At 30.5% G+C, this 22,976-nt stretch carries 19 protein-coding genes; 14 read left to right on the forward strand and 5 right to left on the reverse strand.

Annotated features, from left to right (window positions below):
- Positions 1-166 precede the first annotated feature (166 nt).
- The 5 genes from K354_RS0110165 (at position 167) to hpf (ending at position 7,162) form a co-directional block, all read left to right on the forward strand.
- Positions 167-4,567, forward strand: a complete 4,401-nt coding sequence (locus K354_RS0110165) for a Calx-beta domain-containing protein (protein ID WP_024955391.1) — start codon at positions 167-169, stop codon at positions 4,565-4,567.
- The gene (locus K354_RS0110170; RefSeq protein WP_024955392.1) at positions 4,561-5,226 is read left to right on the forward strand and encodes a hypothetical protein; all 666 of its coding nucleotides are present in this window, start codon (positions 4,561-4,563) and stop codon (positions 5,224-5,226) included. The genes K354_RS0110165 and K354_RS0110170 overlap by 7 nt, the downstream gene beginning before the upstream one ends.
- Positions 5,223-6,116 (forward strand): prepilin-type N-terminal cleavage/methylation domain-containing protein, encoded by an 894-nt coding sequence (locus K354_RS0110175; RefSeq protein ID WP_024955393.1) that lies wholly within the window; start codon positions 5,223-5,225, stop codon positions 6,114-6,116. Before K354_RS0110170 ends, K354_RS0110175 begins: the two co-directional genes overlap by 4 nt.
- Entirely contained in the window at positions 6,116-6,562 is a 447-nt protein-coding gene (locus K354_RS0110180) for a hypothetical protein (protein WP_024955394.1), read from the forward strand. The genes K354_RS0110175 and K354_RS0110180 overlap by 1 nt, the downstream gene beginning before the upstream one ends.
- A gap of 90 nt (positions 6,563-6,652) precedes the next feature.
- On the forward strand, positions 6,653-7,162 hold the full coding sequence (hpf, locus tag K354_RS0110185) for a ribosome hibernation-promoting factor, HPF/YfiA family (RefSeq protein WP_024955395.1): 510 nt from the start codon (positions 6,653-6,655) through the stop codon (positions 7,160-7,162).
- A gap of 13 nt (positions 7,163-7,175) precedes the next feature.
- Here hpf and recG read toward each other — a convergent pair whose 3' ends face one another.
- From recG to K354_RS0110200, 3 genes are read right to left on the reverse strand one after another with little or no spacing between them, the layout of a single operon-like run.
- A complete protein-coding gene (gene recG, locus K354_RS0110190) occupies positions 7,176-8,978 on the reverse strand; it encodes an ATP-dependent DNA helicase RecG (RefSeq protein ID WP_024955396.1) in 1,803 nt (600 codons plus the stop codon).
- Entirely contained in the window at positions 8,968-10,212 is a 1,245-nt protein-coding gene (locus tag K354_RS0110195; protein WP_024955397.1) for a M16 family metallopeptidase, read from the reverse strand. The genes recG and K354_RS0110195 overlap by 11 nt, the downstream gene beginning before the upstream one ends.
- A 44-nt stretch (positions 10,213-10,256) precedes the next feature.
- A complete protein-coding gene (locus tag K354_RS0110200) occupies positions 10,257-11,303 on the reverse strand; it encodes a dehypoxanthine futalosine cyclase (protein WP_024955398.1) in 1,047 nt (348 codons plus the stop codon).
- A gap of 255 nt (positions 11,304-11,558) precedes the next feature.
- Between K354_RS0110200 and K354_RS0110205 the strand changes: the two genes are divergently transcribed.
- The 6 genes from K354_RS0110205 to K354_RS0110230 all read left to right on the forward strand — a co-directional run bounded on the left by K354_RS0110205 (position 11,559) and on the right by K354_RS0110230 (position 17,928).
- Complete coding sequence (locus K354_RS0110205) at positions 11,559-12,395, forward strand: sulfurtransferase (RefSeq protein WP_024955399.1); 837 nt, start codon at positions 11,559-11,561, stop codon at positions 12,393-12,395.
- 1 nt (position 12,396) lies between these two features.
- Positions 12,397-14,385: an EAL domain-containing protein gene (locus tag K354_RS0110210; protein ID WP_024955400.1), complete on the forward strand. Its 1,989-nt coding sequence runs from the start codon at positions 12,397-12,399 to the stop codon at positions 14,383-14,385.
- A gap of 76 nt (positions 14,386-14,461) precedes the next feature.
- Positions 14,462-15,088, forward strand: coding sequence for a LysE family translocator (locus K354_RS0110215; protein WP_024955401.1), 627 nt, complete (start codon positions 14,462-14,464; stop codon positions 15,086-15,088).
- A 148-nt stretch (positions 15,089-15,236) separates the two neighbouring features.
- Positions 15,237-15,977 (forward strand): (Fe-S)-binding protein, encoded by a 741-nt coding sequence (locus K354_RS0110220; protein WP_024955402.1) that lies wholly within the window; start codon positions 15,237-15,239, stop codon positions 15,975-15,977.
- On the forward strand, positions 15,977-17,347 hold the full coding sequence (locus K354_RS0110225) for a lactate utilization protein B (protein WP_024955403.1): 1,371 nt from the start codon (positions 15,977-15,979) through the stop codon (positions 17,345-17,347). Before K354_RS0110220 ends, K354_RS0110225 begins: the two co-directional genes overlap by 1 nt.
- Complete coding sequence (locus K354_RS0110230; protein ID WP_024955404.1) at positions 17,347-17,928, forward strand: LutC/YkgG family protein; 582 nt, start codon at positions 17,347-17,349, stop codon at positions 17,926-17,928. Before K354_RS0110225 ends, K354_RS0110230 begins: the two co-directional genes overlap by 1 nt.
- A 6-nt stretch (positions 17,929-17,934) precedes the next feature.
- On the opposite strand, the gene K354_RS0110235 is transcribed toward K354_RS0110230, so the two are convergent.
- The gene (locus tag K354_RS0110235) at positions 17,935-18,858 is read right to left on the reverse strand and encodes a DMT family transporter (protein WP_024955405.1); all 924 of its coding nucleotides are present in this window, start codon (positions 18,856-18,858) and stop codon (positions 17,935-17,937) included.
- Between the two features lie 173 nt (positions 18,859-19,031).
- On the opposite strand from K354_RS0110235, the gene K354_RS0110240 reads away from it, so the two are divergent.
- Positions 19,032-21,458: a diguanylate cyclase gene (locus K354_RS0110240; protein WP_169733431.1), complete on the forward strand. Its 2,427-nt coding sequence runs from the start codon at positions 19,032-19,034 to the stop codon at positions 21,456-21,458.
- 43 nt (positions 21,459-21,501) lie between these two features.
- A complete protein-coding gene (locus K354_RS0110245) occupies positions 21,502-22,140 on the forward strand; it encodes a GDSL-type esterase/lipase family protein (protein ID WP_024955407.1) in 639 nt (212 codons plus the stop codon).
- Here the strand turns inward: K354_RS0110245 and K354_RS0110250 are convergent.
- Positions 22,120-22,374, reverse strand: a complete 255-nt coding sequence (locus K354_RS0110250; protein ID WP_024955408.1) for a hypothetical protein — start codon at positions 22,372-22,374, stop codon at positions 22,120-22,122. The two genes, K354_RS0110245 and K354_RS0110250, sit on opposite strands and share 21 nt — an antisense overlap.
- Before the next feature lie 343 nt (positions 22,375-22,717).
- On the opposite strand from K354_RS0110250, the gene K354_RS0110255 reads away from it, so the two are divergent.
- Complete coding sequence (locus K354_RS0110255) at positions 22,718-22,972, forward strand: DUF4212 domain-containing protein (protein ID WP_024955409.1); 255 nt, start codon at positions 22,718-22,720, stop codon at positions 22,970-22,972.
- The last annotated feature ends 4 nt before the right edge of the window (positions 22,973-22,976 follow it).

Below are 22,976 nucleotides of genomic sequence, written 5' to 3' on the forward strand. Positions count from 1 at the left end.
TCTTCTGTTTAAAAACACTTAAGTAAATCTTTATTTTTATAAATGTAAAATAGATAAGCAACACTGTAATTTTATTACAGTCAGGTGGGCGGTTGGGTTGCAAAAAGATTTTATTGTTATTTTCTTTTAAACTTACGCCCTATCTTACTGAAAAAAAGGTGAGTCCATGGACAATTTAACAAAAAAATCAAATTTCTTATATTTTTTATTTTTACGTATTTTATTTATACTATTTTTATCTCAAAACTTTGCATTTGCTATAACAGTTCTTGATTCTGATGACTTTAATGATGGAACAACTATGGGTTGGTCAAATGCAAGTAATCCTTATACGAATAGTCTTAAAATAGAAAGAGACGTCAAATCTTCTAAAACCTTTAATCTAGGTGCTGCCTATGCCAACGAACAAATAACTATAAAAATTTCAATGTGGATTGAAGGAGGCTGGGAAAACAGTGGATATAGTCAAGATTGGTTAAATATATGGGCAAATGGTAATCAAATCTTACACGATGGTACACTCTCTGGATATAGTACTTATCAATATGATAATATTACTGCTGTAACTGATGCTACTGGTTCATTAACTATTACTATACAACCAGATACCACAGGTGATGGTGAAAACGTTTTTATAAATAATTTTTCTATCAATAGATCTGCTATTAGTATCTATGATAAGAGTCAACCTGAAGGAGACAGTGACAATATATATAATATCCATGTTACGTTAAATGAACCTCAAACTCAAACTGTTACTATTGATTATAAAACAGCTAACGGAACAGCTCTAGCTGGAAGTGATTATAATACTACTCAGGGTACACTAACCTTTACTCCATCAGGACCTCTTACTCAAGATATTAATGTGACTATTTTCGGGGATATAACTCCTGAAGAAGATGAAATTTTTTATATAGATCTTGATAATCCAAGCAATATAACACTAAGTGACTCAAGGGCAATGGTTACAATAAAAAATGATGATACAGGCTATTGTAAATCTGCTGGATTAAGTGAAGGATACCATGTAGTAGCTCCCGATGGAAATGAAGAACACTCTTTTGAAATTTATTGTGACCTTAGTGATCCAGATGATATAAAAGACATCTTAAAACTTCCCCTGTCCAAAGAAATGTCTACTACTGAATTTAGTAATTTCAAATTTATGAACGATTTAGGAAGTGATGCAAATTATTATGACGACAGCCATAGTAAAAAATATTTTAACTATATAAGAATTAATGCCAATACATTAGAGATTATTCCTTATGATGCTCCTGGTTATTATGATGGTGATTTTAGTAATATAAATCTAAAAGGAACACCTTTTACATTTGATTGGGATAATATCGACGATACTAATATTGAAGGCTGTTCTCTTAATAAAATGCGCCGTGACTATGACCCAACGACAAAACAGGGTGGTCAGGTTTTAAAAATAAATCCTAAAGAAGAAAATGTTCCTCAGTGTAGTGGAAAAAAACTGCGATTAAAACTTTTAGATGATTATAAATTTCTTATATATGAAAACAAAGAAGTTTTAACAAAATCTTGTAGAAAAATATCTGAAATGCTTCCTGATAGTAATGAATATGATAATATCACAGGCTATTTTTACGTAGACCCTAAACTCACTGGACGTACTAACAACCAATCTTTATCGGATTATCGTCCTTTTGTTGCTTATTGTATGGAAGTTGAAGGAGCAAATCCAGAAGATCAATACTCCTGGACAATGTTCTTAACACTAGATGGAGATAGAACTGAAAATCATGAAGATATAAAAAACAAACAAGATACATGTAGTAACCTTGGGCTCTTTTTCTTTGTTCCTAATTCAGAAATCACTTTTAATAAAGCAAAAAAATTCTTATATGATCAAAAAGCACAATGGGCTCCTTATACAGGAACAATGGGTGAATATTTTTCTGATCGTGATATTGATGGATGGGGAACAAGTCATCTCACTAATTTTACCTACTGGCCATATGGACCTATGGGTCTTTATTATGATGATGGCGATAGTACGGATGGGGTTTTAGATCCTGGTTCAGCTGGTAGTTGGGGTACTTTTCAAAATGGGGTCACAATAGATGGAAAAAAATATGGATATGATTTAACTTCTAGCTCTGAGATAAATGGAATATCTATCAATATTGCTCACCTTAGCACGGGAACTGGTTGGCAAACTACATTAGAAGAGATGGGATATTCTGATGATTTTTGGATAACTACTTATTCTGCTGGATCGTTTGAAAATAGCTCTGGGTCAAGTGGATCAATAGAACCTAATGGAGACTATACATATGGTAACTGGATGCACTTTTGGGCTGATGATAATGGTACTATCGTTCACTACAACGATCAAGGCTATGATGGAACTATAAATGATCGTTATCGTCATGATCATTATATATGTATGGCAAAAGATAATTATCAGTTTGTTAGAAGATATAGAACCTCCCCTGGTCCCTATAACGTTGTAAACCAATTTTCTTCTGCTATAAATGATGGCAAAGATCCTCTTGAAGAATCTGATGTTAAAAATGCACTTTTAACACAAATAGCAAATAAATCATTTGGTGTTCAAGTACTCCGTCTGGAAGATAATGATCTCATAACATTAACAAATTCTGAGGATTCTATATTCTTAGATTTAGTCAATGGTGAAAATATAGATGACGACCCTAATACCTGTAAATATGCACCTAAACTTGATAATACTGATATACCTATATCTTTTAATAATAAATCAAATGTTCTCTATACTAACAAATTTGATTTTACAGCTAAAGAAGCCACATATAGAATAAAATACATTGATTGGGGTAAAATGTTCCTTGGTTCTGGAATAACTTGTGCTAGGGTAAGTAATATGAGTTCAAATCTAAGAGGTGTTCCTCAGTGTTTAAGTAATGCTTCAAACATACTGGCTCTTTTTGCTCATGAGAGTAATGGATACGATGTTAGTATATGTACAGATGGAAATAATAGAGCATGTGATCCAGAGATGTATGCTGGTGGTGAGCTCAATACTGCAAAAGACTCAATAGTCCCAGAAAAATACAATCATAAATACGGATGTTTAGCATGTCTTTTAGACATTGCAGCTAGTTACACATGTGCAAGAGATAACTTTTCCATTAGACCAGACACATATTATATGGATATGAATGAAACTAAATTAATAGGTGGTAAACCTTATAAATTAGACATAAATGCTACCTCATTTAATATTCCAAAAAATAATGTAACCAATTATACTCAAACTATTGACAATAGTACTAATAGATATGCAGAGCAACAACTCGATGTTAATGCATCATGTACAACTTTATTTCCAGCTGCTAAACAATTTTTGGCTTCTAATATTATTTTTAGTGATGGAAAAAGTCAAACTTATTTTTATACTTATCCTGATGTTGGTGATGTGAATATCACAATTAATGATTCTGAGTGGACAGGGATTGACCAAGCTATTAATAATGGTAAAAGTTTTAATGATTGTATAATAAACAGTGATACTAATGTTACTGATACAAATGGTAAAATCGGCTGTTCAACTTCAGGTACAAAACAATTTGTATTTTCTCCTAAAGCATTTATAAATACTCTTACTCTTCAAGATTTTGACAATGGAAACTTTACATACATAAGTAATGACAGAAATATGAGCGCACGTTTATTGATAAATATTAAAGCTATACTAGACGATAACAAAACAGCACTAAACTATACTGCAAATTGTTTTTCAAAAGATATCAATACTACCGTAACACTTATCAATGATGTAAACGCTACTGAATGGCTCACTAACGATGATAATGCAACACAAAGAATTATCTTTTTTGATGACAAAAATGTAACTACAACAAGAGAAAACAACAATACAAGCTGGATGACTCTTTCTTCAAAAGAAGGCAATTTTACAAATGGTACTGCAAATATAAACGTTACTTTTAACTTTAGAAGAGCTGTTAATAACCCAGATGAACCATTTCACATTCAAAGAGATGACTTTAATATAACTGTTATAGATACAAACAATACTAATGGTAGTGATTTTAATAGAACAGCTAATGATTACAATGCAACTTTCTATTATGGTAGAGTCTACGCTGATGACAAAACATATATAGGAAATAATGGTCAAGCAACTGTATATTATGAAATATATAGTACAAGTAATGCTAACGTAAGAACAAATGATTTTAATATAACAGGTAATGAAAGTGTAGAAGATATCAATTGGTATAACAATACACAGCATACAGACACTATTCCAGGTGATTATAACTCAACTCCTCCAAGTTCAAATGATGGCACTATAATAGCAATAATAAATTATAATACTTTAGCCCTTAATGCGAATGCCCCACATAAAGATAAAATAACATTAACTCCACATCCATGGTTAGTGCATGATGCTTATGACAACAATGCAACGACAACAGACTTTTTAGTAGAATTTTTTGGTATTGGGCAGTGGGCAGGAGAAGGAAAGCTAGGTGATACTGTTGATGTAAATATTTCGACAAGACAAAATAGGAGCTTAGATTGGTAAAACAAATGAAAAAGGCTTCTTCTATGCTTGAACTTGTCGTTGCCATAGTTGTTATGGGTATAGCGGTTATGACACTTCCTCTTATACTAGAACGTGTTCAAGCTAATAACGCCTTTGCTATGCAACAAGAAGCAATTCTAGCTGCAAAAACAAAAATAGGTGACGTAATCACTTTTCCCTGGGATAAAAATTCTATACAAGGTAGTCTCTTTCGTGTGCTAGATACGAATAGTGTCAATTATCGTAGAGTAGCAAATACTACAAGAAGAATTGGGCACGTAAATCAAAAAAAACGAAGAAAATTATTTAATGTAGAAACAAATGCTTCTACAATCAATAATGCAACTGTAGCGAATAGAGATGGTATAGAAGATTTTAATGCCGAGACTGTTAGCTTAAATATTCTTAATGCTGCTAATGCAGAATTTGCTGGAACATTAGATTATAGATTTGATTTAAATATGACAACAACTGTAAGATATATACCAGATACACCAAATACTCCTTTTACGTTTGTTAGTAATGGTGTTACAAACCCTACTACAAATATCAAAATGATAGAAGTAACTCTACAAGGACAAGATTTAAGTACATTTAGACTTAGAGCATATTCAGCAAATATCGGTCAATCACAACCACTCAGGAGAGACTACCAATGAAAAGAAAAGCTTTTACTATGCTTGAACTTGTTATGGTTATTGTAGTTATGGGTATAGTTGCTTCTATAGGTGCTGAAATTGTTGCAAAACTTTATGAAAACTACATAAAAACAAGAGCAATTAATAGGCTTCAAGCACAAACTGAACTTGTCCTTGACCAAATTGCTATGAGATTGCAATACCGTATAAAAGATAGTGTAAGAGCAATACAACCAGGAGGAGTTGGAACAATTGCTCTTTCTAATGCTGATGATACGTATAATGTGATTGAATGGATAGGTGCAAGTAATGAAAGCTTTATGGCTAATGGGTGGAGTGGTTTTATAGATTTAGACTCCAATGATACAAATGCAACCCCAAGAACTCTCAAAACAACAGGAAGTGATTTAAATATAACTAATGATATAGTAAATGCATTAACATATGGTAATGTATCATTAAATCCAGGGCCAGGAGATAAACCTGCTATTATCTTCAAAGGAACAAGCCGGTATAATGTCGATAACTACTATAATGCAATTGCTGACAATCATACATTAATCATCGAAAGAAACCCTGCTGTTCTTGACAGATTTACCATACCAATAGCAGATGATAACGTAACAGATGGAGAGATTTTTGAACAATACTATCTTTCTCACTCAGCTTTTGCGATAGTTCCTAATCCTCCTAATTCTAATGATTTTAATTTAACACTGCGCTATAACTATCAGCCTTGGGAAGGTGAAAGTTATGTAAATGACGGTAACACCTCTGTGTTAGTAGAACATGCAAGCACTTTTAGATTCGCTCAATTTGGTGAAACTATAAGAGTAAAACTCTGTATTCATGATAATAATCAGAGTGGGAATTATGATTTTTCATTTTGTAAAGAGAGGGTAATTTACTAATGCGCAAAGGTTTTTCACTTTTAACAGCTATCGTTTTTTTAATTTTAGTTGCAACTATATCTACACTAGCTTTAGTTTTATCAACCCAATCAGCAAAACAAACCACTGATATTTTCTTAAAAGCTCAAGCTGAACTACTTCTTAGAAGTGGTACGGAATACGCAATGCTTGCTATGAGTGGAACAAATTATAATGTAACATGTCTAAATAATGTTAATATTAGATATCCTGTAGCAGATGGGAATTATACTCATGATATAAATATATCTATTCAATATTTACTCACTAATAATCCAGGTGGAGTATGTAATGTTTTTAATGGAGCCCCCAATATTGATACAAATGAATCAAACAGAACTGTTATCATAGATACAGTAGTTCAAACAAATCCAAACCTAACAACTGAACCCATACGTATGCATAGAAGGACAATCCAAAAACCATAAAGTTATTTTTTTGACACACCTTTTTCTTTAAGCTTCATTTTGTTATACTTTCTATATAAACCCCTAGAACTAGGGAATAAAGGAGACAAGATGAATTTAAGTATCGTAGGAAAACAGTTAGAATTGACTGATGCAATTAAATCTCATGTAGAGAGTGGAAAAGATTCATTAACTAAATATAATTTGGATATTATTTCAACTAGATGTGTGCTTTCAGCAGATGAAAAAAATGGCAAAAAAGGTTTTAGTGCTGAATTTGCTATCAACCTTGCTCATAAAAACACTATAGTTATTAAACAAAAAGATAAAGACCTTTATGCAGCGATTGATTTAGCGATTGAGAGAGCTAAAAAAGTTCTTAGACGTCATCATGACAAGATTACAAATCATAAAATCAAAGAAGATATCGTAGAGGAAGTGGCTATTGAAGATGTAGATGAAGTTATACCTACAAGATTGGATAGTTACAAACCAATAGAGATTGAAGAAGCATTAAATGCTCTTAAAGAGAGTGCAATGCAATTCTTTGTATTTACTGATATGGATGACAAAATGCGTGTTATTTATAAAAGAGCAGATGATAAATACGGTCTTTATTAATAAGGTGGGAAGCTTAAAGCTTCCCCAACCTCTTCTTTGCTTCTATTAAAATTTCCTCTTCCATATCATAAAACTCAAACTTTTGACCACTTTGTCGAATGCCACCTAAAACATCTCCACCTTTTCTATATCTTAAATCAAGTTCAGCGATATCAAAACCATTGTCTGTTTTACTAAACTCACTTAAACGCTCAGATTGATTTTGATTTGTATATAAAAAACAGTAGCCTTTGAGCCCATTTCTACTTACTCTTCCTCTTAGTTGATGAAGAGTTGCAAGTCCTAGTCGCTCAGCTCCTACAATCACTATAGTAGAAAGATTTGGTAAAGATATACCCACTTCTACTAGAGTTGTTGCTATGAGTATACTTCCTTCATCACGAAAATTTTCTAAAATCTCTTCTTTATTCTTATCAGCCCCATACGTTACAAAAACATTCTCATAATTTTTTTCCCAATATGCTCTTGATTCTTCTATAGACTGATACTCTATAACATCACTTACTTCAACTAAAGGATAAATAACAATAATCTGTCTACCCTCTTTCATCTCCTCTTTTATATGCTCTGTTAAGTTTTTAAAATCTGCTTTTCTTATGATTTTTGTATCAATATCTTTTTCAAATGGTGTCTCTTTTATAAAAGAAAAATTCACAAGAGAAGATTGAATCATACTCATAGTTCTAGGTATTGGGGTAGCTGAAAATTGTAAAAAGTGAGGGTGTTTGCCCTCTTCTATTGAGAGTTGGTTTATAAGTTCTCTCTGTTTTGTACCAAATCTATGTTGCTCATCTACCATAACTAAATCAAAATCAGGAAGTTTTCTATGTAAAAGAGCATGAGTCCCTATGATAAAATCATATTGGTTTAAATCCTCTTTTTTTGAAGTCTTACTTACAAGTAAAAGACTCTTCACTTGTTTTGGTAAAAACTTCTGTGCTTCTTCAAAAAGCTGTTTAGCCAAAATAGTTGTAGGAGCCATAAGTACAGCACGTCTGGGATAAGCCATCATAACAGAAGCTAAAATCACTATAGTTTTTCCACTTCCCACATCACCCATAACTATTCTTCTTGCTGATTTTATTGAGTTAAAATCTCGTTTTATATCCGTAATTGCATTTTTTTGGTCATTTGTAAGTTCAAATGGCAATGATTGTATAAAATCACTCTCATCTGAATTGAGTATATTTTTAGCTTTAAAGTCTACCTTTTTTTTACTCAATACCTTTATATAGTTATAAATCTCTAAAAATTTTACTACATGTAAAGCTTTTGCACTCAAACCACTTTTTTCAAACTCTATTGTTTGAGTTGGAGTTGGAAAATGTAAAGATAAAAGGATATTTATCTCCTCTTCACTTAAGCCCTCTTTTTTTAAACTTTCATCACTAAGATACTTTTTTATCAAAGCTATTACAGTTCTGTTTTGCAAAGTTGTTTTATACTTTGGTACTATAGTGTTGATTTGAGATATAACAATAGGTTGGATTATAGAAAGTTTTCCTTGATTCCACTCTATTTTACCTCTTACATGTAAACTCGCTCCAACTTTAAAAAGACTTCTATGATAAGGTTTTGCAGAAAATATAACTCCATGTATCTCTTCATCCCATGTTTCACTAAATAGTTTTAAACTCAAAGCTTTAGGTCCCCAGTTTGAACGCAAGACCTTTACATGTAAAGTATTATATTGGTTTAAAATAGGCGATTGGTTTATATAGGTGTTTTCGTAAGATTTAGGGATAAGCAGTGCTAAGTCTAAAAGACTACTTACCCCAAGTTTTTGTAATTTTTCTTTATCTGCGTTATTTGGCATTTGTAACGATAGAAAAACTTAAATTGTTTATCTCATCATGGCTTTTTATAAAAGTATTTAACTCTTCTAAAGTAAGCTTTTCTATTTTTTCAAGTTGTGCTTTAGAATGACCAAGTTTAAACCCACGATAATACTCAAAAAAGGCACGATTTAATCTTTGAGAAAGTGTTTCATTTCTTAAAGGCTCACTCCCAAGTAAAAATCTTTTTGCTTGAGCTAATTCTTCAGCGTTAACCCCATCTTTAACAAATCTTTTTATTTCAGACTTTACAATCTTTTTTGCTTCTTCTAAACTCTCATTTTTTGTTTGTAAGTGTCCTGAGAAATATGAATTTGAACGGTTGATATTGGTTCTTGAATATGCACTATAAGCAAGTCCACGTTTTACTCTTATCTCTTCCATCAAACGGCTTCCAAAGCCACTCTCTCCAAGAATAAAACCTGCAACTTTTGCTTTATAATTATCTTCATCATTACTTTGTAAATTGTACGGAGCTCCAAAGTATATGTATGCTTGTTCAGTCTCTTTTATATCTTTTGTTTCATTCGTTTCACTGCTAACTTGATAATGTTTTAACTCTCTAACTTTCCCAACTTTTACATCTTTTAAAAGTTTTTGTAAAGAAGATTTCACCTCTTCAAGACTTAAATCTCCACCTATTACCACTAACATGTTTGAAAGGTCTATATGTGTATTGTAAAAATCTTCTACATTTTTTAGTTTTAAGTTTTCAATACTTGCAACTTCACCACCAAAAGCATGTCCCATAGGAGTATCTTTAAAAATAATCTTTTTTAAATTTAAATTAGCAATATAATCAAAATCACTTTTTTTAGAAGAGAGTCCACCAAGAGTCAGTTGTTTTATCTTTTCAAAACTGTTTTCACTAAAATTTGGCTCATCTAACAACTCTTTTAACATTTTCATGCCAAAGCTATACTGTTCTTTTAAAGATGAAAGCTCAAATACAAAAGTCTCAGTCCCAGCGTGAGCACTTAAACTAATAGCTCTTTTTTCTAACTCTTCAGCAAAAGCAATAGAACCCTTTGTTTTACTTCCCTCACCTAACATATTTGATGTAAATCTTGCTAATCCCGCAATATCTCCATCTTGTAGACTTCCTGCATTTTTTACAACAAGTTGTAGTGAGACTATAGGCAAAGCCCTATTCTTTTCGTATATTATAGGTACTTCTATGCCATTTATATTAACTTTCTCTATTATTCCACTCACTAATGCTCCTTGCAAAAATATCATTATTATTAAAAAAAACTTCATCAAAATCGTTCCTTGATGTTATATGCAGTATCTCTCTTAGCAGGATACTCACCTATATCACTTATAAGTTTAATCATCTCTTCTTGGTTCATCTGATTTGCCGTTCCAGCTGCTGCTACCACATTTTCTTCCATCATAGTACTGCCCAAATCATTTGCTCCAAACTTCAATGCTAACTGTCCAATATAACTTCCTTGAGTCACCCAAGAACTCTGTATATTTTTAAAATTATCCAAGTAAAGTCTACTTACAGCCAATAGTTTTAAATATCTATGTGGTGACTGTTTTTTCATATCTGGAAACTCTTCTTTAAGTTTTGTATGATCAGATTGAAAACTCCACATGATATAAGCTCTAAAACCACCTGTTTCATCTTGTAAGTTTCTTATCATTTCCCAATGCTCAATTATCTCTTCATCTGTTTCAACTGTACCAAACATCATCGTAGCAGTTGATTTTATCCCTACTTTATGCGCTGTTCTATGGATATCTATCCATGTTTTGGCATCTAGTTTTTTTGGTGCAATGATGTCTCTTACTCTATCACTTAGTATCTCAGCCCCCGCTCCTGGAATAGAAAACAGACCTTTTGCTTTTAAACGCTCTAAAACTTCTTTATATGTTATCTTAGATATTTTAGCTATATAATCAATCTCAATTGCAGAAAATCCATGAATAGTGATAGTAGGATAGTGTTTGCTTATCCACTCTACTAAATCTTCATACCACTCTATTTTCAATTTAGGATGAACGCCACCTTGAAAAAGTATTTGCGTTCCCCCAATAGCGATAAGCTCTTCTATCTTTTTACCAATCTCTTCAAAACTAAGGATATAAGCATCATCAGCTTTTGCATGACGGTAAAATGCACAAAATTTGCAATCAACCCAACACACATTTGTATAGTTTATATTTCTATCTACGACAAATGTTGTTATTTTTTCAGGATGTAACTCTCTTTTTCGCTCAAATGCTTTTTGACCCAATTCGTTAAAATCAGCATTTTGTATTAAATCAAGCGCTTCTTTATTTGTTAATCTAGTCATATAATCTCTTTTGTTTAATATACGCGTATTATACAAGAAGTTCATTAAACAAAAGAAAAACATGTCAAATTGAGATGTAATTATTTTAACATCTAAATACTTTTCGATAAATACTCTAATACGTAACAAAACAGTATGAGTAAACTTCTAAATTTCAATAATTAAAGAAAAAATAGAAAATTATTAGATTTTTAGCTATAGTATTATTAATTATCAAGCATTTGTTGAACACGCTATTAATATAAAGGAGTTATCATGAAGATTTTACTTATTATCTGTATGTGTTTTATCACTTTAAGTGCTGAGTCATTTCGTATAGAAGCTACTAATCTAGTCAAAAAGTTAAACGAATATACTATCTTGGATACAAGAAAAGCCAGTCAATACAAGAAAGAACATATAAAAAATTCTCTAAATATTCCAGCAGCTTTAACTTATGATAACAAAAAAAACAACGGAGAAGTCATTGCACCACAAAATGCAGAAAAACTTTTTCGTAATTTAGGATTAGATATCGACAAAGCTATAATAATTTATGATGATGGCACATTTTATGATGCAGCAAGACTTTTTTGGACACTAGAAGTTTATGGTTTTACAAATGTAAAGATTTTAAATTCTGGCTTTAATGAGTGGAAGAAAAACTCTTATCCAACAAGTACTACCACTCCAAAAATATCTAAAAGTAACTATATACCAACTATAAACAATAATAGACTAGCAACTAAATTTACAACACAAATCGCGATTAAAACACCAAATAAAATAATAATAGATGCTAGGGCAAATCCTTCATACATAGGGAAATTATCAACAGCAAAAAGATTTGGTCATATTCCAAGTGCAACAAATATCCCTGCATCACACAACATAGATAACAACAAACTCCAACCTATAAATAAACTAAAAGAAATCTATAAAAATGTAGATAAAAATAAAAAAATAATCCTTTATTGCACCATTGGTCGTGTGTCATCGGTAAACTATTTTGCTCTTAGAGAACTAGGATACGATGTATCAAACTATGCTGCATCATGGAAAGAATGGGGAAATGACTTTAACCTTCCAATAACAAATCCATCTAAGAAATAACATGTGGAGTAAGCTAAGTATCAAAACCCAACTTATTGTATTTATGACTTTTTTAGTCATAGTAATAGAAGTTGGTACGCTCATAGTCATTCAAAACATGTATAAAAGTGAAAGACAAGAATTTGCAATTGCACAAGCACAAACACTCAGTAAATCACTCAATAATGACCTTTTAAAAGCAATATTAAGTCCAAATGTTGATATGCTTTCTGATATAACTTTTAGGTTATCCGCATTTAAAGTTCTCAATGGTCTCATACTATATGATAGTAATTCTAAGCCAATTTTTAAATACAAAAAAATTGATATGATCAAAAAATATACTGATACTTTACAGAATAAAAATGCTTATTTTAGTGATAAAAATCTTGTTTTAAAAAGTAAAATCACTTCAGAAGATTATGACTTTGGTTTTACCATAGTAGATATTGATATGCAAGAACACAAAGATAAACAGACTGAAAATCTTAAAATACTATTTTTAATACTTCCTGTTGCCCTCATGTTTAGTTTTTTCATCAGTCTTTTTTTAAGCAAAAATTATATAAAACCATTTAGCCAACTACTCAATGCTTTTAAAAAAAGTAACCCTACTAAAAATAAAATTATTTTTTTAAAAACAGAAGCACAAAATGAGATAAAAGAGCTTTATACTGCTTTTAATAACTCAATGAAAGAGATATCATCATCTTCAATTAAACTTCAATATCAAGCTGATCATGATCAACTTACCGGACTTTATAACCGTTTTTATATAGAAAATAGACTTATGCAATCACTAAAAGATGAAACAAAATCTTCAAATATATTGATTCTAATAAGCTTAGATGAATTAGAGTTCATACAAAATAGTGTTGGCAATCAAGCATTGGATGAACTCTTAAAGATATTTTCAAATGAAATTTCAAATACTTTTTCACAAAATGCAATAATTGCAAAAATAGAAGGACCAAACTTTGCAATATTACTTGAGGATAGTAAAACTAGTGATATTTTAGAACTGATAAAACAAAAACAAAATGAATTCAGTGATTTTAGATTTTCATGGGAAGGTGAAGCTATCTCTGTAAGTGCTGTTGTAGGATTAATTGAATTTAAACCTTTTGAATATACATTAAAAGAACTTATAAAAGCAATCAATACAACGACTCACTTATCAAAATCTATAGGTGCAAATAGACTCCATATATATAACCCAAATGATGATATTTCACAAAGATTTGAACAAGAGATAAAAGTAGCCAATTTTATCAAAGAAGCCTTACATAAGGGTCCATCACAATTTGAGCTTTATGCTCAAGCTATAGTTCCTCTTCAAATTCAAACAGATAAAATCTCTTATGAAATACTCATACGTATGTGGGATAGTCAAAAAAACTTTGTTTCTCCAATAGATTTTTTACCAACGGCTGAAAGATATCAACTCATGGCTGAAATTGATATACATGTACTCACAAAATATTTACAAATAGTCACAAAATATCCTGAACATATAAAAAATCTTCACTCTGTTCATATAAATCTTGCAGGCTCAACACTAAACAATCCAGATTTTCAAAAAAACTTAAAAGAATCCATACTCAAATATAATTTCCCATGGCACAAACTAGAGCTAGAGCTTACAGAAACTTCAGCAGTAGGAAACTTTTTAGAAGCAAAAGAATTCATATCATGGTTAAAAAATATAGGGATTGGGCTAGCACTTGATGATTTTGGAACAGGAATGTCTTCTTTTGAATATCTCAAAAACTTGCCATTTGATGTTGTAAAAATTGATGGAAGTTTTGTCAAAGACATGCATATTGATCCTACAGATAAGGCAGTTATAAAATATATACAAGAAATTGCTTCACTCAAAAATCAAGAGACGGTTGCAGAATACGTAGAAACACAAGAAGATGTAGACGAATTAACCAAAATAGGTATAACTTATGGACAAGGATATTTTTTAGGAAAACCAAAGCCTCTATCTGATTGGTTAAACATATAGTTATATTAGTATATATACCGTATACAAAATATTTCAAATTGAGATATAATTATGCATTTACATGTAAGGAATATATATGATTGACTTTGAGACTCTCATACTTTTTGTAACTGCCTCTGCTCTTTTAGCTTTAGCCCCAGGACCAGACAATATTTTTGTTTTAACCCAATCTATGACAAAAGGTGCTCGTCCTGGTATTTTTGTAACTTTAGGACTTTGTAGTGGACTTGTTTTTCATACAAGTGCCGTTGCTCTTGGAGTTGCAGCAATATTTCAAACTTCAATAGTTGCTTTTAATATTTTGAAATATATTGGAGCTGGTTATCTTTTATATCTAGCCTACATGTCTTTTCTCTCTTCATCTAAGAGTAAAGTAAAAGCTAATCTTGAACAGATGAGTTCTTTTAAGCTGTATAAACGTGGTATTATTATGAATATTACAAATCCAAAGGTCTCTATATTTTTCTTAGCCTTTTTACCTCAATTTACAAATCCAGCCAATGGAAGTATCACTTTACAAATTTTTATGTTAGGTGCTATTTTTATGCTTTGTGCATTTATAGTATTTAGTTTGATAGCTATTTTGGCAGGAAAATTAGGAAACTGGTTTAATCAATCTAAAAATGCAGAAAATATTTTAAATAAAGTAGCAGGAACTATCTTTGCAGGACTTGCTATCAAACTTGCATTAAGTGAGAGATAATGAAAATAGTAAAATTTTTAGCTATAGTTCTTTCACTCACTTGTGGAGTACTACTAATAGAATACTTTTTACAAGCAGTTTTAACATAACATGTAAATATCATATAAATAAGTTAAAATATTTATATGTACTAATGGAGGAGAATTAAATGAAAATTGGACTTTTTATACCTTGTTATATGAACGAGTTATATCCTGAAGCCTCAATGGCAACTCTTAAAATTTTAGAGAATCTAGGCTTAGATGTTGAATACCCAACAGAGCAAACTTGTTGTGGTCAGCCTATGGCAAATACTGGTTGTGCACACGAAGCAGATGAACTAGCTCGTAGATTTTTAAAAATATTTAAAGATTATGACTATGTTGTAGCCCCTAGTGGAAGTTGTGTTGCTATGGTAAGAAACAACTATGCACAATTTTTAGATGGGGAAGAAGGGTTTGAGCATCTTAAAACACATACATATGAAATAGTAGAATTTTTACATGATGTTATAAAACCAAAGAGTATGAATGCAAAATTTCCTTACAAAGTTGGTATTCATAATAGCTGTCATGGACATAGAGAAATTGGTATGGCGAGTATGAGTGAGAGAAACTTACCGGAATTTTCAAAAGTAAAAAGCATGCTTTCTTTAGTCGAGGGTATAGAATTTGTTACACTAAAAAGAAAAGATGAATGCTGTGGATTTGGTGGGACTTTTTGTGTGAGCGAAGATGCTATGAGTGCAGCTATGGGACTTGACAGAGTCAATGACCATGTAAATGCAGGAGCGCAAATCGTAACAGGTGTTGACATGTCATGTCTTATGCACATGCAAGGTGTCATCGATAGAGAAAAACTTCCAATAAAAACAATGCATATAGCAGAAATTTTAGCAGGAGACTTATAATGGGACATCCAGAAGCAGCTGAAAAGTTTATAGCAAATGATGAGAGAATGCACTGGCATGATAAAGCTTTATGGTTTGTAAGAGAAAAAAGAGATTTAGCCGCTCATGGGATTCCTGAGTGGGAAGAATTACGAAGAGTTGCAAAACAAATTAAAACTCATGTAATGAGCAAACTTGACGTTTATCTTGAAGAATTTGAAGAAAATGCCAAAGAAAAAGGTATACATGTACATTGGGCAAAAGATGCTAAAGAACACAATGAAATAGTTTTAAAACTTCTTTTAAATAGAGGGGCTAAAAAACTAGTTAAAAGTAAATCAATGCTTACAGAAGAGTGTCACTTAAATCCTTATCTTGAAGAAAATGGCATAGATGTAGTTGATACAGACTTAGGTGAAAGAATAGTACAACTAAGAGAAGAAGCTCCTTCGCACATCGTTTTACCAGCAATCCATCTTAAAAAAGAAGATGTTGGAACTACTTTTGAACATTTTTTGAAAACAGAAAAAGGCAACAGTGATCCTACGTACCTTACTCGTTCAGCAAGAGTGCATTTAAGAAAAAAATTTTTAAATGCTGATGCTTCTTTGACTGGTGTTAATTTTGGTATTGCTGAAACTGGTGGTATTGTAGTTTGTACCAATGAAGGGAATGCAGACTTAGGTGCTTCTTTAGCAAAACTTCATATAGCTAGTATGGGAATTGAAAAAATAATTCCAAAAATCAAAGATTTAGCTGTATTTACTCGTCTTTTATCAAGAAGTGCTACTGGACAACCAATTACTTCATATACATCACACTTTCATGCTCCTGTAGAAGGTGGCGAAATGCACATCATCATAGTAGATAATGGACGCTCAAAAATACTTGGAAGTCAAGATTTCAAACAATCACTAAACTGTATAAGATGTGGAGCTTGTTTAAATACCTGTCCAATTTATAGAAGAAGTGGTGGACATAGCTATGGCTACACAATTCCTGGACCTATTGGTTCAACATTAGGACCTAGTAAAGATTTAAGCGCAAATAAAACACTTCCTTTTGCCTGTACTCTTTGTGCTTCATGTTCAAATGTTTGTCCAATAAAAATTGATTTACATCATCAACTCTATAAATATAGACAACATGTTGTTAATGCAGGACTTTTAGCAACGAAAAAACATACTATTTTAAAAGTAGCAGCTTGGGTAATGAAACATCCATCTTTATTAGATTTTGGTGGTAAAATAGCCAGAAAAATTGTACCAATAATGCCAAGAAGTATCCTTTACTCTAGTGCTAATATTTGGGGTAAAAAAAGAGAATTACCAAAATTTCCAAAGAACAGTTTCAAAGAATTATATAAACAACATAAAGAAGGGAAGAAGTAATGAGTTCAAAAGAAACTATATTAAATAGTATACGTGAAAATACTATCACTTCTACTATAAAATTACCTGAAACAAATATACCTCATATAAGTTATGAAAATAAAAATGAAAAGTATGCAGCTGCTTTAGCTTCTGTTGGAGGAAATGCTGTTTGGCTAGAAGATGGAGATATAAATGCTTTTGTTGCGGAACATTACAAAGATACTGAAGTAATAGCCTCTACATGTAAAGAGTTTACAAATGAGACAATAGATGCAAATAAACCAAATACGCCACATGCTTTAGAAAATGTAGACTTAGCAGTTATAAAAGCTCAATTTGCAGTGGCTGAAAATGGTGCTGTTTGGGTGAAAAATCCTGAAAATAGACATAGAGCATTATACTTTTTAGCAAAACAGTTACTTATAATCGTAGATAAAAATGCTATAGTTGATACTATGCATGAAGCGTATGAACAAATAGAATTCAATAAAAGTGGTTATGGACTTTTTATAAGTGGTCCATCAAAGACTGCTGATATTGAACAATCTTTGGTTATAGGCGCTCACGGTCCAACAGACGCTTGTATTTTGTTTGTATAAATCAATCTAAGACTTAGATTTTATTCTAAGTCTTACCCTTTTTAGTTTTTCTGTAGGAATTTGTGAAATAAAAACACCACATAAAATTACACATGAAGCAACAATCTCTATAAATTCGAGTTTTTCTCCTAATGCAAAATACGCTAGTATCACAGCAAATACTGGTATAAGATTAACATACACTGATGCTTTACTAGCTTCTACTCTTCCTAATGCATAATTAAACAATCCATACCCACAAAGTGTAACAAAAACACCTAAATAGGCCACCCAAAAAAGAGCTTCAATTGTAAAATTCATTGTCATAGTATTATATTCCCATAAAGCAAAAGGCAAAAAGAAAAGACATCCCGCAAATGCCTGAATAGCTGTTAAAAATAAAGCTGAAAATTTTGAACTCAAATGACGTATAGTTATAGCATAAACTGCTCCACAAATCATAGCTGAAAATTCTAAAGAATTCCCTAATAAAGGATTAGTAGCACTTACACTACCATCAGCAGCAAAACTCAACCATATTGCACCGCTCACTGCTAAAAATGAACCTAATAGCAATTTTTTTGTTATTACTTCTTTTAAAAATATCCCTGCTCCGATAGCTGTTATAAGAGGCATCATTGATGTAATCATTCCTGCTTGTCCTGCAGAAGTATACTGTAAAGCCTTTGCTTCAAATATAAAATATAAACAAGGCTCAAAAATAACCATTAAAGCCATGTACTTTATATCATCTCTTGTAAATTGCAATTTCATAAAACTTTTTATAAAATATAAAAAACATAAGCTTGCAATAAACATACGCCCAAAAATCACAGTCATTGGGCCTAAAGGTCCTATAGCAGATTTTAATGCTATAAATGAACTCGCCCAAACCATCATGGCAGTACATAAAGCTCCTACTGCTATCCAATCTATATTTTTTCTTTCCACGTAATCTCTTTTTTAATGGGATGTTATCATAATATAGCAAAAAGATAAATTATTGACAAAATAGTACATTTTAAGTAAAATGAAAAACAGTATAATTTTTGTTATAAGATATATTATTTATATTTAGGATGTATAATATGCGTTTCCTTATGCTGATAATTATCGTTTTATTTTTGCAAATTAATCTATACTCAAAAGAATCTTCTATTACCCTTCAACTTAACTGGTTACATCAATTTCAATTTGCTGGATTTTATATGGCTATAGAAAAAGGATTTTATAAAGAAAAAGGTTTACATGTAAATATTATAGAATTTAATAATAACCAAACAATGAATAATGTAACTCAAAGAAAAATAGACTTTGCTATAGGAAACTCATCATTAATAATTGATTCTTATAGTAATGCTCAAATAGCAATTTTAATGCCTATTTTCCAATCTTCTCCATCTATATTAATAACAACAAATCAAAAAATAAAAACTTTAAAAGACTTTCGGAATAAAAAAATTATGATAACAGATGATGAGTTAAACTCGATATCAACTACAGCTATGCTTAGAACATCTGGTTTAACAAAAGATGATTATAAAACAGTTCCTCACTCTTTTGACTTAAATGATTTAATTGAGAAAAAAATAGATGCAATGGCCTCTTATATATCTAATGAACCTTACTTACTTAACAAAAAAAATATTTATTTTAAAATTTTTAATCCTAAAGATTTTAATTTTGATTTTTATGGGGACATTTTATATACATCACATAATTTAATCAAAACAAATCCAATATTAGTAAGTGAGTTTTATAATGCTAGCAAAAAAGGTTGGATTTATGCATTTGAACATATTGAAGAGAGTGCTCAAATAATATATGAAAAATACAATACACAAAATAAAACACTAGAACATCTTATTTTTGAGGGAAATGAGCTGAAAAAATTAGCTTTTGATAAAGATAAAAAATTTGGAAAATTTAATCTTCAAAAAATCAATAAAATCATCGATATATACAAACTATTTAACGTTCTGCCCCCAAATTATAAATTGACAAATCTGATAGACCCTATGGGCTTAACAAAAAAACATGTACATATGGGAATACTTCCAAGAAGAAATAATGATAAAGCTATTTCAAAATGGGAAAAAACAATGGAATATCTCAATAAACAAAATCCTAATTATTTCTTTCATGCAGTACAATTATCGTATGAAAATATTGAAAATGCAATAAAAAATAAAGAAATTGATTATGTACTAACAGATACGATGAGTTATATTAAATTTGAAGATAAATACAGTGTTGAAAAAATACTTACTCTTGAAAACCTTGATTTATATACCAATAAATCTATAAAAAGATTAGGAAGTGTTATATTTACAAAAAGTAATAGAAATGATATCAATGCGCTAAAAGATATTCAAAATAAACGATTTGGAGCGGTACATAAAAATTCTTTTGGGGGATGGGTTATTGCTCAAAAAGAGTTATATGATAATAGAATTATATTAAATACTAAAAATATTTCTTTTCTAAAAACAGCAGAAAATGTTGTATATAATGTTCTTAATAAAAAAATTGATGTAGGAACTATAAGAACAGATATTTTAGAAAAAATGTCTATAGAAAATAAAATAAATTTAAAAGACATCAAAATACTTTCACCTAAAAAATATGACAACTTTCCATATTTAGTTAGCACTCAATTATATCCTGAATGGCCACTATCAAAACTCAAAGATAGCTCTGAAGAATTATCTTTAAAAATCATCAAATCATTACTCACGCTCAAGCACGGCTCAAAAATCAATCAAGAAGCTCAAATATATGGTTGGACAATTCCAATTAACTATGCCAAAGTTAATCACTTACTCAATGAATTACAACTACCTCCATACAATGGGAAAAAGCTAACTTTTAAGAGTTTTTATAAAAAATATCAAATACAATTTGTAATTGTAACTTTTCTATTTATTCTTGTATTTGCTGGACTTATCTATACAAAAAAGATGAATAATTATTTAAAAGAATTTAATAAACAACTAGAACAAAAAGTACAAGAAAGAACCGAAGAACTCTCTCAAATTAATATAAAACTCAAACATTTAGCCAATACTGATGAATTAACTAAAATAAGTAATAGAAGAAATCTGTTTAAAAAAATTGCACAATATATAAAAATTGCTAAAAGAAATCAAACTCCTCTTTTTTATGCCTCTCTTGATATAGATTTTTTTAAAAATGTTAATGATACATATGGCCATCTTGTGGGGGATGAAGTTTTAAAGCATTTTACAAATACTGTCCAAAAAAATCTTAGAGAAAGTGATATATTTGGAAGAGTTGGTGGAGAAGAATTTGGTATATGTTTACAAAACACATCATGGAAAGGAGCAAAAATAATAACTGACAAAATCAAATATACTATTGAAAAAAATCCATATATTGATAAAAATAACAACAAAATCTATATTACAGTAAGTATAGGTGTAGCAAAATATGATATAAAATTTTCAATGAGTGATTTGATATTTACAGCAGACAACGCTTTATATAAAGCAAAAGAAAAAGGAAGGAACCAAGTTGTTTTTTATAATTGAAAAATATAAAAGAGTTTTAATGAGATACTCACTATAATAAATAATGAATATTTCAAAAATTATTTTTTTAGCCATTATTGGTATTATTTTTTTTCAATTTATCAATTCAACTGATGAAGAATTTGATGGGGCAATTATGTTACCCTTAGATACTAAAATTCTTGCCTTTGGTGATAGCATCACTTATGGTTATCATGTTGATAAAGACAAAAGTTATCCTACACAACTGTCAAAACTCTTAAATACTGAAGTGATCAATGCTGGAGTAAATGGAGAGATGAGCAATGCTGGGCTAAAAAGACTCCCTACTCTCTTAGAAAAATATAAACCACAAATTTTAATCATATGCCATGGAGGAAATGATATCCTTAGAAAAAAAAGCTTATTAAAAGCAAAAGAGAATATTGCAAATATGATAAAAATTGCTCAAGAAAAAAAAATACAAGTATTTCTTATTGGTGTCCCAACACTTGAAGTTTTAACCTTATCTACTGCAGAGATTTATCATGAATTATCGACTGAATTTGGTGTTCCACTAGATAGTGAAACACTAGAAGACATACTAAGTGATAATACTTTAAAAATAGATCAAATCCATCCTAATGAAGATGGATATAGAATTCTTAGTAATCACATTGCTACATTAGTAACTGAAAATTATTTACCCCCTCAAGCGTTTTAATAACTCTTTTGCATAATCATCAACCATAACAATTAATTCTGATTCTTCTATATTAATCATTTTATCAGCAGTGGGTACATTGTTTTGTAAAACTACAAATTGCGTACATATTTTATATAACTCTTGAGCTTCCATTTTAACCATCTCTTCTAAAACATCTTCTGGCAAATTTTTGGCTTGTAATTGATGTAATGAAGTTATATTAGCTAAAAATTGTTCTATTACAGGATTCATTAATATTCCTTATTTTTTAGTGGAATTATGCCATAATCTAAAAACTGTGTATTAATGTAACTTTATTTAAACTTCAAAACCTAAATAAATCTAATAAAAATATTTTCAATCTTATTTTACATCTATATAATTTACATAAAGTAACTTATATAAATTTTATGTATCAATTTACTTCTATTATGATAATAATATATTTTTAAATGTTTCATATTTACACATAATAAGATATATTTGTTACTTTTTCAAGAAAAATTCACTTTGCTATGATAATGCTATTTTGGAATTCTATGATTAATGTGAAGCAAATGTTAATAGAACATTTAAAATAATATAAGGAGACCCTATGAACAAGGAAGCTGCTGAAGCTTATTGGAAAGAGAACATCGCAACAATTCTCAAATTGTTAGTTGTTTGGTTTGTCGTTTCTTATGGTTGCGGTATCATCTTCATAGATGAACTAAACGCTATCAATTTTGGAGGATTTAAACTAGGATTTTGGTTTGCACAACAAGGTGCAATGTATGTCTTCGTTGTTCTTATTTTTGTTTATGCAAAAATGATGGAAAAAATCGAAGAAAAATATGATGTTCACGAATAAGTAA

The organism is Sulfurospirillum arcachonense DSM 9755, assembly GCF_000597725.1.
Classification (GTDB): Bacteria; Campylobacterota; Campylobacteria; order Campylobacterales; family Sulfurospirillaceae; genus Sulfurospirillum_A; species Sulfurospirillum_A arcachonense.